The following is a 15,341-nucleotide window of genomic DNA, read 5'->3' on the forward strand; positions in this document are numbered from 1 at the left end:
ACAAATTAATCTTTTTGCCGACGTTTGAAACCTCCAACATGGTTTCACGCCAAAAAAGAAAGATTCGTTCAAGAACGGCGAGAAATTTTCTGACTTGGAGTCATTATAAATTTGCTGAAAATTTAAAACAGATGGCGGCTAGAAATGGAGTAATTGTAGTTCGCTGCAATGAATCATTCACCTCCAAAACTTGCCCGAAATGTGGTCAAATCCACGAAAAACTGGGAGCCAACAAAAAATTTCAATGTCCTAAGTGTGGATATATAGCACCAAGAGATTGGAATGGCGCTCGCAATATCATGTTACGAGCTTTGCAGGCAACTGCCTTCACCATTGTTGGTGATGTCATACTATTCTCAGAGATGTTCAGTGATGAACAGGTTTGAGAAGGTTAAATGTTGCACTACATACCTAAGAACTTGTAAAATATTCCTGACTTGAGAAATTTGTTCTTCTTCTAGTGGCAATGGCAAATCTAATCACCGTCAATTCTGAGTGCTTCGGTTCTTTAGATATATCTGGGGCTGAAAAAGTGATTAAACCCTGGCAACAAGATGCTATGGCCGCTTGTTCAGCCGAGTTAAAGTTTCAAATCGATTATCCCCGGGAACCGACCGATCCTCGCGAACTGTCGGAAATCCCAGAAATTCGGATGTGGTTTATTCGCTTGGATGCCTGCTATCCTTGGTTGCCGGTTTGTCTGGACTGGAAGTCCGGAGAACTGGCTCGATATACGGCGATGCTGGTGCCCCATCAGTTTCATCGGACGGAAGGAATTCAGTACAATCCAGAAGCCTTGGAAATTTTCTTGATGCATAAAATTTTTGCGATCGCCCAATGGTTAAAATCCCAAGGTCTACCGAGCAAATCTAAACTCATGTCGATGGCCAATTTATTGGGTTACGACTTAGATGAGTCCTTGTTTGATTTTCTCGAAACTGACGCCTAAGTCTGCCGAAATTTATTTCGTTGTCTTAGGCTCATCGTAGCATTTTATCGGGGAGATTTTTGCTCGATCTTCAACGGTATCCAGCTTGGCTGTAAATTTCCCGTCAAATTTTAAGTTTCAGTTCTATGATTTTTGCTCAAATTTTTTCTCGTTGCCGTGGTGGGTTCAACTTCATTCCCCTGAGTGAGGACAAACCTCGTCGATTAATTGCCGGTTTTTTGCTGACCCTGTTGATGACTTTCACTTTTCTGGTGTTTAGTCAAATGCCCGAGGCGATCGCCGGGATCAAAGACGATCATTTTGATGGCAATATCTATGCCCTCTATGGCGGTAATGGCTCTTTAGTGCCGCCCAAAATTACTTTAGAACAAGCCCTGCAAAATCAAGACAAAGGCATTCTCCTTGTTTTTTATGTGGATGACAGCCAAGATTCTAAGCAGTATGCCAGTGTCGTCTCGCAATTGCAGTCATTCTATGGTCGCTCCACAGATATTTTGCCGATCATGGTCGATTCTATTCCGGTCAAAGACACTTATCAGCCAACCGAACCGGGCTATTACTATCAAGGAGTGGTGCCCCAAACAATCATTTTAGATCAATCTGGCCAAGTTGTCTTTAATGCCAAAGGACAAGTTCCCTTTATCCAGGTAGATAACGCTTTTCGGAAAATCTATAACCTGCCCCTTCGGTCTGAAGATCAAGACTTGAAGCAACGAACCGTGAATGAATTTAATACAGAATTAGCCTATTAAATTAGCCTACGGGTTGACCTTTATTGACTGATTCTCCGAACATCCTTCGCCGGTGAACGCTAAAAAAATAGGGCTTTCTCTGGGCAATCTATATTAGATCGGGAGGTTGGGCTAAATGTTTACCCGCCTCCCGATCCAGTGAGTTAGATTAATTTTTTTGGCTTCCTTAAATATGTTTAAATGCCAATTTTGGTTGGCCAAAAAACCAGGTTTTGGTGATTAAGCCATATTGTTGGGGCTAAGTATGCCAGTGGATGAAGAGACTATTGTTCATCATTAAGATTTAATGACAGAACACCGATCCATTGTTTGATTTTCATTTAGGTAAACCGGAAGAAAAGGTTAGACTATCGAAAAAAGCTCGGAGTCTTCTATGGAAAAGGTTTACACCACACAAGAACTGATTAAAATCTTAGAATCGGAGCGCCAAGCCTGCCTCAACGGTAAGCGTCGAAATCTGAGTGCGACTATTTCCGATCTCAATCCAGTGATTGACAAAATTATCAAACCCGACGCAGTTCAAAAGTTCACCGCTTATCAAGATTTTCAAGTCACGATCCACCGATATCAGATAGAACATCAGGTATCCGGTCTGGTCTGGCATCATCTGACTATTCACGGCAAGACCCTTAAGTATCCTGTGGTGGATGAACGGCTGATCGCCATTCCCCACGATATGAGGATTCTCAGGGAATTCAAGAGTTCGGCGATCGATTTTTGGCAACAAGTCACCGAGGGGATGGATTTATATCTGATGGTGAATTATGGTAAAGACTATCGAAAAATTCTGCCAACGGAGGTGAAGGCGATCGCCCAGACCACAGAATGGGCTAGTCTTTGCAAATGGGAGAAATCGGATTTTTTGGAAATTATCTTACAACTAGGTTGGGGTCAACCGGCACACGCTGCCGATCGCCGAGGCTGGCCTCATGCTGGCAGTGAGTATATTCATGCCGTGAAACCCAATCGGCGGCCTATTTGTTAAATGGGGAAATTTTTACGGGTGAAATGTTAAATTTTAGTAACACATCCTCTGAAGATGATGGGCTTTGATGTTGAGAAATAGGCATTGTCATTACCCCGATCAGGGTGTACGATTAGTGCAAATTCTTGAGCGATCAAGGATCAAGTTGGGGTAAACTGAATGAAAGTAGAAAATTCAATTCTCGGCTGGCTTTTAGGGAACAGGTCTGGAAGGGAAACAGTACAAGAGCCTGGGGAAGAGTCTTTCTCCAAATATAAGTGTATCCTCAAAGCGATTCCGCTTTCCCAGGGAAGCGATCGCGCATCGCACTGATGATGATTTATTTTTCCAGCAGATAAATATCTCGGCATTAAGATGCTGAAAGATGCTGAATCACCAGGATTTTTTCTTGATATCCACAACGAAATCTCCATCATACCTAGATTTGGCGCGGGGCGACTCCTTTAAAGTTCAAGTCACACGGATCTGAATATTCCCAAGTCGGAGGAGAGGAAAGTATTAGATATCTGGGGATCCGAAACTGAGTTTTGATTTTTTCGTTAATCCGCCAACAGCGAATGGTAAAAAACTGATTACCTGCGTGTACACTGGTGGAGAGTCGATCGGGGCTAATAGCAGCACCCCTAAATCCTGGTAAAAAAGCATAAAGTTGCATAAAATCGTTAGTCATCTGTTAAATTGGAAACAATCATAATGAACACTCTGATGGCAAACAAGACAACCATATTTAGAGTTACCAGAACCGATTTCGGGCTAAGGGATGGGCTTTTTTATCAGCACCCATTCGCTCATTAGTGGGAGAGGACGATAGATGCGATTAGTCCAGAAACATCTGATTAACAAAAACCACCCTTATTGGTCTTACTTTGACCAGCAAGCGTTTTTGTCTAAGAATTTATTTAATCTGGCCAATTATCACATTAGGCAGCACTTCTTTAACACAAGGACGGTGTTGTCTTTCACTTCTCTTTATCATCTAGTATCCAAGACGGATGCTTATGGGGCATTACCTAATACCAAAGTTGCCAAGCAAATTATTAGGCGTGTCCATAAAGCATGGATTGGATATAAACAGGCGCATAAAGATTGGCAGCGTCATCCAGAAAAATACCTTGGGGAACCTAAAATCCCGAAGTATAAATACAAGCAGAATGGAAGATATATCGTTGTCTTCCCCGATGAAACTGTCTCTAAACCAGCTTTGAGAAAAGGTGTGGTGAAACTGACCCCATGCCCGATAGAGTTTAATTCTGGATTGCGACAGGTCAATGAAGTTCGAGTCATCCCCAGATCTGGTTGCTATGTGGTGGAAATTGTTTATGAACAAGATCGAGTAGCATCAACCACAGGGGATGCAACTGCTGGGGTAGATATTGGATTAGTCAACCTCGTTACTCTAACAACAAATCAGTCAGGCGTTAAGCCTTTACTGATCAAGGGAGGGGCGTTAAAGGCGATTAATACCTACTACAACAAGCAAAAAGCTAAAATCCAATCTGAATTGGCAACCAAGTACCAGCGTAAATCCAGTAGAAGACTAGAATCTCTCACTTTCAAAAGAAACTGCCGTGTAGACAATTACTTGCACACAGTTAGCCTTTATAGTGATTGATTGGTGTCTTGCTAACGGGATTAACCAGTTAATTATTGGCCACAATGATGGATGGAAGAACGGAATTGAGTTGGTCAAACAGACCAACCAACAATTCGTCAGTATTCCTCACAATAAGCTGATTTCGCAACTCGTCTATAAGGCTCAAATTGTCGGGATAGATGTTGTCATAACTGAAGAAAGTTACACCAGCCAAGCATCTTTTCTCCATGGCGATCCGTTGTCTAAATACGGAGACAAAGCCCCCAAATTTAGCGGAAAGAGAACCAGTCGTGGACTATATAAATCTGACAAAGGGATTCTCAATGCCGACATCAATGGGAGCCTCAATATTATTCGTAAGGTAAAGTCAAATGCTTTTGATGGCTATGACTTAAAGGCATTGCCGTTTATGCCTTTAGTGCTTGACCCACTAAGAACTCACGATTTTCTCCAAGTTGTGTGAACGGTATATCTATATAAGAAACACAGATAAGTTCACCAAAACTATCGGCACATAAGCTCACCGATGAGCGTTTCGTGCATCTAGAAAGGCAATGTCTAAACAACAGCTTGATATACGCGCTCCGATTATTACCACCCTAACTCGCGGGACTGGCATCGGCTGGTTACGGGTGGCAGTTGTCGTCCTCTTGGATAGCTTGATGATCAGTGGTGCCTGGATTTTGGCAGATCAACTGGGAAATACTACCGAAACCTTTAATCTGCTAGGGGGTTCTGACTCACAGCCAGCATTTTTGCTACCCATCTTGGTGATTACTCTAGGAATTTGTGCATCATCAGGAATCTACGGCACTGATGATAAACAGCGTAACTATTTAAACTTGCTCAAATCCCTGACAATGGCTCAGGTTGTCTTATTAATGATCGGTTATCTTTATGAGCCTGAGGCGGTGATTGCCCGATCTACCTTTTTGTTGTCCTGGTTTTTTACCATGACTTTGGTGGTGGTCGAGCGGTTATTTTTGCAATTAGCCATTGTGTCTTTACGTTACAAAGGCTTGATTCGCCAACGCATTGGTTTAGTGGGTACACCAAAAGATATCTATCAGGCACAAAAATTTCTTCAGAAAGCGCACCAGTTTAAAATTTGCGATCGCCAAGAAATTTTTGCCAAACAAAGACAACATGATTGGTCGGCCATGATTCAACGTCTAAACCAAAAAGAAGTGAATGAAGTCTTTATTTGCTCGCAATTATCTGTCACCGATCAAATTTTTCTTTACTGGGAACTGAAATCGGCGGGGATTCATTTGCGAATCCTGCCTGTGGGTCTGGAATTACCGATTCAATGGTCGGAAATCAAAATGGTCAATGGCATCCCGACGATGCGGTTTAGTTCTCCACCGATTATTGGGGGTGATTATTGGCTCAAACGCTGGTTTGACTTGATCGCAGGCAGCATTATTCTGATGTGCCTGAGTCCGATTCTCTTAGCGATCGCTGTTGGCATTAAATTTGACTCACCGGGTCCAATCTTATACAAACAAACCCGGGTCGGACTGAAAGGGCGTCACTTCAAAGTTTGGAAGTTTCGCACAATGGTAGCAAATGCCGAAAAGCTACAGCAACAACTCGAAGCCCAAAACGAAATGCAAGGAGGGGTGATGTTTAAAATGAAAGATGACCCTAGAGTCACCCGCGTGGGTAAATTTTTGCGTCGTTATAGCTTGGATGAACTGCCGCAAATTTTTAATGTTTTGCGGGGAGAAATGAGTTTAGTTGGCCCGCGTCCCTTTCCCCTGCGAGACGTGGAACGCTTTTCTGCCCATCACTTTATTCGCCAAGAAGTTTTGCCCGGAATTACCGGATTGTGGCAAGTGTCTGGACGATCTGATGTGGTGGATTTTGATGATGTATTTCGTCTAGACCTAACTTATATTCAGAATTGGTCGATCGCCTTAGATTTTCGGATTCTGTTTCAGACCATTAAAGTAGTCGTTGCCAAAGAAGGAGCCTATTAATCAGACCGCGTAGGGGTTAAGCATTCGCGAATTAACTCTTGGTACTACAATTAACATTGCCCGAATGCTTAACCCCTACGCGGATCTGTCAGGCGATCCTCTCACCGTGGCAGTTCCGCCCCGGCATACAACACCGATCGCCGAAAAATTGTTACGATTTATCATAATGACAAGTTTTTTGTTGTAGGCCAATCTTTGGGGAGAGTTATGACCTCTTTTACGACCACAAAAGCGGATATGAATGAACTACGGCGGTTAAAAGGCTTATTACCGCCCGAATTGCAAAGCTGGGTCATGGTGGAAAAAAGTGTAGAAGTTAATCCACCCCTGATCCGCACCGAAGAAATTGGCAGCGACCAGGTAGAAATCCAAGTGGATCTGGTGCGCTGGGAAAATTTAGCGATGGATCAGCGTAATTTGTTGCTCTGGCATGAAGTGGCGCGGATTCAAAACGATACGATTCCTAGAGAAGGCTGGGAAATGGCCGCCCTGGCAATTGGTTTGGGCGGGGCTGTTGGTGAACTTTGGGTTCAAGATGGTTTGTTGCTCTTGTTGGCTTTGGCATTATGTGGAGTTTCTGGCTATCGTCTATATCAGAAAAATAACGGTGAGAAGACTTTAAAAGAAGCCATTGAAGCCGACGAACGGGCGATCGCCATTGCTACTCGCTTTGGCTATTCTCTGCCCAATGCTTACAAGAGTCTGGGCAGTGCGCTGAAAACTTTAATCGAACAAACCCCGAAAAAACGACTCCGGGCTAAATATGAAGCCCGCTTACAAGCCCTCAAACGCAGTGCGGCTAAAGCTAAAGCCAAGTCCAAATCGACTCAGGATAGTTCCAGAGCCGATTATCTCTATGATCGCCCAGCCCCGGAAACTGAAACCTCTCGCTACGATAAACTTTATTAAAAAGGTTATTTGTTATTTGCTATTTGTTGTTTATCCTAATAACAAATAACAAATAACAAATAACAAAACTATCTAGAAGATTGCTTTTCTTCTAATCGTTTGAGGGTAAATCTTAAAGTTGCGTACAATACTAGGGTTTCTCCCAACAGTTCCCCCAGTTCTTCAATGGCTACGCGAAATTTTTCGAGCAACAAGGGTAAGACAGGATGGCTTTGTAATCCAGGGGAATTCGCTAATAAAGGTGACAATACATAACTTTTAAATAGTTCTCCACCAAACCCAGCCAAGGCAAAAATAATGATGCCAGTCAGTCCGATTAAGGTTTCGCGGCGATAGGATTGCCAAAAGGCTTTAAAGTCTCGATAAAATAAGACCGGAAGTAGACAAATTAATGAGGCATAGATGGCAATCCAATATTTAGTTCCTACAATCGGCAATAGGTTATGAAAACCAAGATGGAGTTTGAAGATTTCATCTAATCCGGCATAAAAGAGTAAGCCGGTTAAGAAGAAGGAAAATTGCCGAGAAGGATAGGGAAAATTGGGTTGATAGGTGATGGCTAACCCCAGGGTGATCGCGCCAATGACCAAAATTTGTATGGCTTGTAACCAAGAAGGAATATTTCTCGCTCCATCCATATTTACACTCATCGGGGATGCCCCGGTGAAGAAAATATAGCTCAAATAAATGATCGCGATCGCCAGTTCCAATAAAATTAATCCCACAATCAAATAATTGAGTCCCTGTCGCCACGGTTTTACATTGAAGTTCATGGATGAAAATACTGATAAATTTCCTGGGCTAAAACTGGGCCAATTCCTGGCACCTCAGCCAATTGTTCGGGAGTGGCTATTCTAATATAATCAACGGAACGAAAATAAGCCAGGAGTTGTTTTTGCCGATGATGTCCCAGTCCGGGAATTTCATCCAGACGCGATCGCCGCATTCGGTTTGTGCGCTTTTGCCGGTGAAAACTAACGGCAAATCGGTGGGCTTCATCCCGGACTCGACGTAATAATTGAACTCCCGGTTGTTCCGAGTCGGTTTTCAGGGGTAAAGATTCTCCGGGTAAAAAAATTTCTTCGCGTTTTTTGGCTAAACTGACCACTCGTAAATCTGCCATTAATCCCAAATCACTTAATACTTTGACCACCGCCGATAACTGACCTTTGCCTCCATCAATCATCACTAAATCTGGCAGGTCTTCCGGGATAGAGTGGGCGGAATTTTTTCCCGCTTTCCCGTGACGAAATCGCCGCTGAATCACTTCGGCCATACTAGCAAAATCATCGGCATGACCGGCATGGACTGCGGGATTCTTGATCTGATAATGGCGATAATGTTGTTTCGCTGGTAAACCGTCAATAAATACCACGCGAGATGCCACCGCATCAGACCCTTGAATATGGGAAATATCATAGCCTTCGATCCGATGAGGTAGGTCGGCAAGGTCGAGAATTTCCGCTAAGTCTTGCAGGGCTTGCATATTGCGATCGCTCACTTTTTGCATCCGGCTGAGTTCATGGTAAGCGTTACGTTCTACCATTTCAATTAATTCCGCTTTACTTTGTCTTTGGGGCGTTAAAATTGACACTTTTCGCCCTTTGCGATCGCTTAACCAGCTTGCCAAAAAATCCTCATCTTTTAATTCATATTGTACCAAAATTTCGCTGGGAATTTCGACCGCATCCACCTGTTGATAATGTTCTTCTAAAATCCGCTGTAACACATCCCCAAATTCTCTACTTTCATCACTTTGCCTCCCCTTTTGAACGCCATCGGGTTGGGGGGGTTCCACCGGAGACAATCTCACCACAAATCCTAACCTACCCACTAACTGACCTGCCCGAATTTGAAATAACTGAATACAAGTATTTTGACCATCGGTAGCGAGGGCAACCGCATCTCGCGAAATCCTATCATCAGGCAAAGCAACTTTTTGCTGAATTCCTAACCCTTTTAAACTGGCAATTTGATCGCGAATTATAGCCGCTTGTTCAAAATTGAGTGACTCAGCCGCTTGTTCCATATAGCTGGTTAAAGTTTCGAGCAGTTCGGCGGTGCGACCTTGAAACACCATCGCGACTTTTTGCACGGTTTTATGATAATCTTCTGGGGTAATTAAGCCTTGACAAACTCCTGGACAACGCCCAATGTCATAATTTAAACAAGGACGGTCTTTAAATAAGGGCTGGGGACGCTGACGTAGGGGAAAAATGCGTTTCACCAGTTTCAAAGTATTCCGCAGTTGCTGGGAATCTACATAAGGCCCATAGTAACGGTCTTGGGGGTTGCTTTTCTGTCGTTTTCGGGTAATAAAAACTCTGGGGTAAGGTTCCGACCAAGTAATACAGAGGAACGGATATTTTTTGTCATCTTTGAGCAGTACATTAAAATAAGGTTGGTGTTGTTTAATTAAGTTCGCTTCTAAGGCTAAAGCTTCCGCTTCTGTGTCGGTGACAATGAATTCAATGTCGTAAACTTGCGTCACCATTAAAGCAATGCGGTGGCTGTGAGTTTGCCCATCCCGGAAATAAGACTGAACTCGCGATCGCAGATTTTTTGACTTACCAATATACAGAATATTATCAGCCGCATCCCGCATTAAATAAACCCCTGGTTCATTAGGAATTTCTTGGAGGCGGCGACTTTTACGGTCTGGATCTTTGATTAATGGGATATTGGTTAATGAAATATTGGAGTTGAAAGGGATCATTACCTGAACTACCGATGCTTAAAGAGATGCTAATTAAATAGGAAAGAGGAGATTTGAACCACAGAGGCACAGAGGGACACAGAGGAAAGATGTGCATAGTATGCCTTTTCTCTATTCTCTATTCTATCTCCTCTCTTCCCCCGCTTCCCCGGCTTCCCCCCTCTCCTACGAACCTCTTTCCTCTTTCAGATATGTTCGCGATCGCCCTCAATGGCCAAAATATCCGGATCCCGGATATTTTCATTTGTATGAAGAAATCGCCGAATATATTCGGCATCAAGCATTGGCAGCGGATTGGATATGTTCGCGATCGCGATCGCGTTGCGTAGCCATCTCGCCAACCCGCCATCGGTTGAGGATGCGGTTTTTTGGCTCGACCGAAATAAGTCCACCAAGGGCTGTAACCCTCACCCCTGCCTAAAAATGTCATACTAGAAAAATCTCAGCTAAATATGGTACACAACAAGACCCGATTGACACCAGACTTGGGAATCAGAATTTCCCGGAAAACAGTCTGGAATCTGACAACTTAATCGATTCCACAGTCCTGGGTATGATTGATCCAGAAAAAAAATTACTTTTTCCTCCCATCAGCACTATTGTGTTCTCCAAGTTTTTGCGGCAGATGTTGGCCAAAAAATTGCCAGACTTAACCGGGTTCGCAGTCGTGGCGATCGCGACCTTATTCACCAGTGGCGTAGTGCTGGGGGTACGGCATTTTCATGGTCTAGAACCTTTGGAACTGGCCATTTTTGATCAAATGATCCGCTTACGTCCAGAGGAAGCACCGGATCCCAGAATTGTGATTGTCGGAATTACCGAAAAAGATATCCAGCAACTGCAAAAATGGCCGGTTTCCGATCGGGTGATGGCTAAACTCTTCGCGAAAATACAATCTCATCAGCCCAAATTGATCGGGTTAGATATTTATCGGGATTTGCCCCAAGAACCGGGATATGAGGAATTCAAAGCGCAACTCCAGGCACCGAATGTGATTGGCATTCGCAATGATGCGGAGGGGGTCAATCCTCCACCGGCTTTACCATCGGAACGCATCGGATTTAATGATTTAGTCGTAGATGCCGATAACACCATCCGCCGGAATTTGATGTCATTTTCCTCCGACGAAGGCAACCAGACTTCTTTTTCTCTGAAACTAGCCTTGAATTATCTCGAAGCCCAGGGACTTTCTCCAGAACCGGGGGAAAAACCCTATCAACTCATATGGGGCAAAGCGGTGTTTGAGCGCCTGGAAAAGAATTCCGGTGGCTATACCAATGCCGATGATGGCGGTTATCAAATCCTGCTCAACTATCGCACGGCCAATCAAGTTGCCCCCAGCGTCAGCTTACACGAAGTCTTAAATGACTCCGTTGATCCGCAATTATTTAAAGACAAAATCGTCATCGTGGGCACCACCGCCTCGTCTTTAAAAGACTCTTTTTTAACTCCCTATAGTCCCGCAGAAGATCAAAATCCCACCATGCCTGGGGTGATGATTCATACCCAAATGCTGAGTCAAATTCTCAGTGCCGTTTTAGACGATCGCCCCTTATTTTGGTTTTGGCTAGAATGGGCAGAATTGATTTGGATTGTCACCTGGACAGGGATGGGGGCTACCGGGGCTTGGATCTTTCGCCATCCCTTAGCCTTAGCCATCAGTGGCACGGTGATGGTAGGGGGTTTGCTTGGCAGCAGTTGGATTTTATTTCTCCATGCCGCATGGGTGCCAGTCGGTGCGCCCCTGATCGGCTATTTGATGGCCAGTGGCGCCACGGTCGCTTATCGCGGCTATCAGTCGGGACAACAAAAACAAGTTGTGATGAAGTTACTAGGACAAAGCACTTCCCCGGCAGTGGCAGAGGCACTCTGGAACAGTCGGGATACTTTGCTTAAAGACGGCAAACTCCCCGGTCAAAAGGTGGTGGCTACGATGTTGTTTACGGATCTGAAAAACTTTAGTACCATCTCCGAACAAATGACCCCAGAGACTTTGTTTGACTGGTTAAATGAATATCTCAGCGCTATGACCGAGACGGTACAAGTCCATCATGGCATTATCAATAAGTTTACTGGGGATGGGATTATGGCGGCCTTTGGGGTGCCAATGGTGAGCGATCGCCTGGAACAAATCGGTGAAGATGCCCGCAATGCCGTGGCTTGTGCTTTGGCAATGGGCGATCGCCTCAAACAACTCAATCCCCAGTGGAAAAAACGGGGTTTACCTGTGGTGCAAATGCGCGTGGGTATTTTCACCGGCCCAATTGTCGCCGGGAGTCTAGGGGGCAAACAGCGATTAGAATATGGCATCATTGGCGACAGCGTGAATATCGCCTCGCGACTAGAAAGTTGTGAAAAAGACCGCCAAGTCAGTATTTGCCGGGTTTTGATTGCTCAAGAAACCCTTGACTATCTCCCAGACAAGGAAGAATTTACCATTGAATCTTGGGGACCATTAGCCCTTAAAGGCAAACAACAAACCGTAAATGTTTACCGGGTGACTGCTTATCGTCAACACACCGTCGCCCCAGCCTCCATAAAATCTTAGAAATTTAAGCTGATTTTTAAAGATATGGTAAATTCTTGGACCTTATATTATATTGTTGAGCGATCGGTTTTATACTAATCAATAATGCCCATCCATTCCTGGGATTTTTTTTCCTGAATTTCGGCGAATTATTCTTTACTCGTAAAGTAATATTTGATCCAGATTTCCGGCTATCTAAGATTAAATTAATTTGGGGGAATGCTGGGCAATTTCCCACAAACATCCGCGAGGACATGGGTCAATCCTGCTGATGTTCAATAAATTAGAATGTCTTATAAGGGGTCACACCCAAGATTGTACAAGCCTGACCTCGAAAGAAAGCCGTTAGAAGGACTGAAGCGTTGATATTAAAAAAAAACGCGATCGCCTCCATAAATGGCCAAAAAATATTGATTAATCTATATTTTTTATTTCAGGAATCTCACGGGGCTTTTAGCATATTTTGTTTAGTATATTTTGTTTCGCATATTTTTTATAATTTATTTAAATTTAAATGAATTTAATCACAAACATATACCATTTTAATCATCGCATATTTATTTTATTTTCAGGATAAGTGAAAAAAATTTCCACGCTATTGGAGGAAAAATTATGACAATCCAAAAAATTCAGAAACCTTTCACGACCCTGATTAGTTGTGCCCTATTGCTCAATTCTCTGGTTGTCGGATTACCCGCAGTGAATGCGGTGGAATTTTCCGCCCCCAATACCCCCCCTCCGAGTCGAAGAGTTGGTGGGGCTGTCAGAGGAGCGTCTGCATCCGCACAAACTTGTCTGAACAATAACCAAAAAGAACTTACCGCTTTAGTGCCCAAAGTAGATGTGGCGTTAACCACCCAAGAGTATCCGGTTTTCTTTTGGTATCTGCCACCGAACTCAGCCACGATGATTTCGTTTAATCTGATTGATGATAGTAGTGGCGAAATTATTTATGAAAGTACAATGAAAACCACTGGAGAAGGCGGCATTCTTAGCTTGAGTTTGCCAGAAAATTCTGGTTTACCGGCTTTGGAAATTGGCAAAGATTATTATTGGTCTTTGGCGATTATTTGCGATCGCCTTGATTTGCAGGCGAATCCTTTCGTTGAAGGGTTAATTAGACGAGTAGAACCCCCTGCCAGTTTACAACAAAAGTTAAAGCAAGCATCGGCACTAGAACGAGTTAATCTTTATGCCAATGCGGGCTTTTGGTATGACACGATCGCGGAACTGGCCAACTTGCGGCGATCAAATCCCGATGATTCCCAATTAGCTCAGGAGTGGGAAGAACTTTTGCGATCGGTGCAACTGGATCGGCTAGTCTTAGAGCCATTAAATCCTAACATTATTTCTGAGTTTAATTAAATGATTAGTCATTATTCTGTAGGGGCGAATGGCTGTTCGCCCCTACTTATTGGTTGTTAGTTATTAGTTGTTATTTGTTAGTTGTTAGTTGTTGGGTAGGAATTCTTTGGTTGTTGGTTGTTAGTTGTTGGGTAGGGATTCTTTAGTTGTTAGTTGTTGCCCCCCTTTGAAGGGGGGGTTGGAGGAGTTGTTGGCTATTGGGTAGGGATTCTTTGATTGCTGGTTGTTTGTTTTTTGAACCTTATCCCGAACCACAAATAACCAATAACTAATAACCCACAACAGTCAACAGTCAGCCCCTGTGCAGACAAAAATCAACGATTATTATTCAGGGCTTCCTGGACTTTTTCTACCCCTTCAGTGTCGTCTTGCTGTTGATAGAGTTTTTTGGCTTCTTGCCAAGCCGCGATCGCCTCTTCCATACGTCCTCGTGCTTGCAAAGCCAATCCTAACTCATAATGAGCTTCGGCATTATCTGGAGACAACTTAATCACCTGACGATAAGCGACAATTGCGGGAACATATTCGTCTCGCTTGAAATGAATTTTGCCAATTTCCAAGTGCGCTTCCAACAAATCGGGATTGAGGGAAACTGCCCGCTGATAGCCATCCAGCGCCCCATCAAGATCCCCTTGAACTTGCAGCATTTGGGCAATTTGAAAGTAAATATCTGGGTTGCGATTGTCCAGCCGCGCCGCTAATTGATAGGCGGAAATTGCGCCTTTGAGATCATTTTCTGCTTGTAAAAGTTTGCCAATTTGTAAGTGAATTAAAGCATTATTGGGATCGAGATCCGCTGCGTTTCTAAAATAGGCGATCGCCTGAGAAATCTCACCTTTTCTTAAAAAAGCATTCCCTAAACTCACATATAGACGACTTTGATTTGGCGCTATTTCCAAAGCTTCATTAAAAGCCACAATTGCGCGATCGAACTGTTCTTGCTCCATCAAAGCAGCGCCAATATATTCATACGCTTGCCAATATTCTGGGTGAGAAGTCGTCACATATTCATACATGGATAAAGCGGCTTCATAATCCCCTTTCTTCAGCAGGACTACCCCAATCCCCAAATAAGCATTCAAATTACTCGGATCCAGTTGAGCGGTACGCCGATAAGCAGCTTCAGCGGCTTCATAATCTTCTGCATTAGCCAAACTAAATGCTAAAGCATAGTGGAACTCAGCATTATTTGGGTCTAAAGCCACCGCTTTTCTATACGCTTCAACAGCAGCGGGAAAATTTTGTTGGCTGGCCTCTAAATAACCGATGCCAGAAAAAATCCGGGCATTTTCCGCATCCAAAGTCGCCGCTTGTTGATAAAGGGCTAATGCCCCCGCATAATCTCCAGCATCCACTAACTCCCGCCCTTTTTTCAGCAATTCATTCAGTTGTTTCTTATTACCTTGAGCATTATTTTGACTGACGACTTGCGCGAGAGTTTCCGGAAGGAATTGCGGGACTTGGGCTAAGGTGGGTAAAGGAGCGACAAAAATGCCTAAGAATAGGAGACTGACTCCAAAAAGCTTCTGCTTATGCACGGGTGATTTTCTCTTGTTTAGTGA

General features: G+C 43.7%; 15 protein-coding genes. 11 read left to right on the plus strand and 4 right to left on the minus strand.

Features of this window, described 5'->3' with window-relative positions:
* The 4 genes from AM228_RS24020 to AM228_RS24035 form a co-directional block, all read left to right on the plus strand.
* A partial coding sequence (locus AM228_RS24020) for a zinc ribbon domain-containing protein (RefSeq protein ID WP_156332014.1) occupies window positions 1-386 on the plus strand: 386 nt, incomplete at its 5' end.
* An 80-nt stretch (window positions 387-466) separates the two neighbouring features.
* Complete coding sequence (locus AM228_RS24025; RefSeq protein WP_054469470.1) at window positions 467-949, plus strand: CRR6 family NdhI maturation factor; 483 nt, start codon at window positions 467-469, stop codon at window positions 947-949.
* Between the two features lie 125 nt (window positions 950-1,074).
* Window positions 1,075-1,701, plus strand: coding sequence for a thylakoid membrane photosystem I accumulation factor (locus AM228_RS24030; RefSeq protein ID WP_190880770.1), 627 nt, complete (start codon window positions 1,075-1,077; stop codon window positions 1,699-1,701).
* 373 nt (window positions 1,702-2,074) lie between these two features.
* Window positions 2,075-2,686, plus strand: a complete 612-nt coding sequence (locus tag AM228_RS24035; RefSeq protein WP_054469471.1) for a hypothetical protein — start codon at window positions 2,075-2,077, stop codon at window positions 2,684-2,686.
* Between the two features lie 418 nt (window positions 2,687-3,104).
* Here the strand turns inward: AM228_RS24035 and AM228_RS24040 are convergent, their stop codons facing one another.
* The gene (locus AM228_RS24040; protein WP_054469472.1) at window positions 3,105-3,356 is read right to left on the minus strand and encodes a hypothetical protein; all 252 of its coding nucleotides are present in this window, start codon (window positions 3,354-3,356) and stop codon (window positions 3,105-3,107) included.
* 141 nt (window positions 3,357-3,497) lie between these two features.
* On the opposite strand from AM228_RS24040, the gene AM228_RS34510 reads away from it, so the two are divergent.
* The 4 genes from AM228_RS34510 to AM228_RS24055 all read left to right on the plus strand — a co-directional run bounded on the left by AM228_RS34510 (window position 3,498) and on the right by AM228_RS24055 (window position 7,171).
* The gene (locus tag AM228_RS34510) at window positions 3,498-4,298 is read left to right on the plus strand and encodes a transposase (RefSeq protein WP_197285394.1); all 801 of its coding nucleotides are present in this window, start codon (window positions 3,498-3,500) and stop codon (window positions 4,296-4,298) included.
* Entirely contained in the window at window positions 4,291-4,743 is a 453-nt protein-coding gene (locus AM228_RS34515; RefSeq protein ID WP_197285395.1) for an IS200/IS605 family accessory protein TnpB-related protein, read from the plus strand. The genes AM228_RS34510 and AM228_RS34515 overlap by 8 nt, the downstream gene beginning before the upstream one ends.
* Window positions 4,744-4,834: 91 nt before the next feature.
* Window positions 4,835-6,262, plus strand: a complete 1,428-nt coding sequence (locus AM228_RS24050; RefSeq protein ID WP_054469473.1) for a sugar transferase — start codon at window positions 4,835-4,837, stop codon at window positions 6,260-6,262.
* A 237-nt stretch (window positions 6,263-6,499) separates the two neighbouring features.
* Complete coding sequence (locus tag AM228_RS24055; protein ID WP_156332019.1) at window positions 6,500-7,171, plus strand: DUF3318 domain-containing protein; 672 nt, start codon at window positions 6,500-6,502, stop codon at window positions 7,169-7,171.
* Window positions 7,172-7,239: 68 nt separating this feature from the next.
* On the opposite strand, the gene AM228_RS24060 is transcribed toward AM228_RS24055, so the two are convergent.
* Together AM228_RS24060 and uvrC are read right to left on the minus strand one after the other, a co-directional pair.
* On the minus strand, window positions 7,240-7,944 hold the full coding sequence (locus AM228_RS24060; RefSeq protein WP_054469475.1) for a hypothetical protein: 705 nt from the start codon (window positions 7,942-7,944) through the stop codon (window positions 7,240-7,242).
* Window positions 7,941-9,887, minus strand: coding sequence for an excinuclease ABC subunit UvrC (gene uvrC / locus AM228_RS24065; RefSeq protein WP_054469476.1), 1,947 nt, complete (start codon window positions 9,885-9,887; stop codon window positions 7,941-7,943). Before uvrC ends, AM228_RS24060 begins: the two co-directional genes overlap by 4 nt.
* A 91-nt stretch (window positions 9,888-9,978) precedes the next feature.
* On the opposite strand from uvrC, the gene AM228_RS34520 reads away from it, so the two are divergent.
* The 3 genes from AM228_RS34520 (at window position 9,979) to AM228_RS24080 (ending at window position 13,779) form a co-directional block, all read left to right on the plus strand.
* Entirely contained in the window at window positions 9,979-10,308 is a 330-nt protein-coding gene (locus AM228_RS34520) for a hypothetical protein (protein ID WP_197285396.1), read from the plus strand.
* Window positions 10,309-10,440: 132 nt separating this feature from the next.
* On the plus strand, window positions 10,441-12,435 hold the full coding sequence (locus AM228_RS24075; protein ID WP_082349036.1) for a CHASE2 domain-containing protein: 1,995 nt from the start codon (window positions 10,441-10,443) through the stop codon (window positions 12,433-12,435).
* A 591-nt stretch (window positions 12,436-13,026) separates the two neighbouring features.
* Window positions 13,027-13,779, plus strand: a complete 753-nt coding sequence (locus AM228_RS24080) for a DUF928 domain-containing protein (protein WP_054469478.1) — start codon at window positions 13,027-13,029, stop codon at window positions 13,777-13,779.
* Between the two features lie 314 nt (window positions 13,780-14,093).
* Here the strand turns inward: AM228_RS24080 and AM228_RS24085 are convergent, their stop codons facing one another.
* A complete protein-coding gene (locus AM228_RS24085) occupies window positions 14,094-15,317 on the minus strand; it encodes a tetratricopeptide repeat protein (RefSeq protein ID WP_072160904.1) in 1,224 nt (407 codons plus the stop codon).
* Window positions 15,318-15,341: the final 24 nt, after the last annotated feature.

Source organism: Planktothricoides sp. SR001, assembly GCF_001276715.1.
Classification (GTDB): domain Bacteria; phylum Cyanobacteriota; class Cyanobacteriia; order Cyanobacteriales; family Laspinemataceae; genus Planktothricoides; species Planktothricoides raciborskii.

Coding starts and splice junctions, on each gene's coding strand:
- AM228_RS24060 (WP_054469475.1), bottom strand. CDS start 7,944: ATGAACTTCAATGTAAAACCGTGGCGACAGGGACTCAATTATTTGATT.
- AM228_RS24035 (WP_054469471.1), top strand. CDS start 2,075: ATGGAAAAGGTTTACACCACACAAGAACTGATTAAAATCTTAGAATCG.
- AM228_RS24080 (WP_054469478.1), top strand. CDS start 13,027: ATGACAATCCAAAAAATTCAGAAACCTTTCACGACCCTGATTAGTTGT.
- AM228_RS24040 (WP_054469472.1), bottom strand. CDS start 3,356: ATGACTAACGATTTTATGCAACTTTATGCTTTTTTACCAGGATTTAGG.
- AM228_RS34510 (WP_197285394.1), top strand. CDS start 3,498: ATGCGATTAGTCCAGAAACATCTGATTAACAAAAACCACCCTTATTGG.
- AM228_RS24025 (WP_054469470.1), top strand. CDS start 467: ATGGCAAATCTAATCACCGTCAATTCTGAGTGCTTCGGTTCTTTAGAT.
- AM228_RS24050 (WP_054469473.1), top strand. CDS start 4,835: ATGTCTAAACAACAGCTTGATATACGCGCTCCGATTATTACCACCCTA.
- AM228_RS24055 (WP_156332019.1), top strand. CDS start 6,500: ATGAATGAACTACGGCGGTTAAAAGGCTTATTACCGCCCGAATTGCAA.
- AM228_RS24030 (WP_190880770.1), top strand. CDS start 1,075: ATGATTTTTGCTCAAATTTTTTCTCGTTGCCGTGGTGGGTTCAACTTC.
- uvrC (WP_054469476.1), bottom strand. CDS start 9,887: ATGATCCCTTTCAACTCCAATATTTCATTAACCAATATCCCATTAATC.
- AM228_RS24075 (WP_082349036.1), top strand. CDS start 10,441: ATGATTGATCCAGAAAAAAAATTACTTTTTCCTCCCATCAGCACTATT.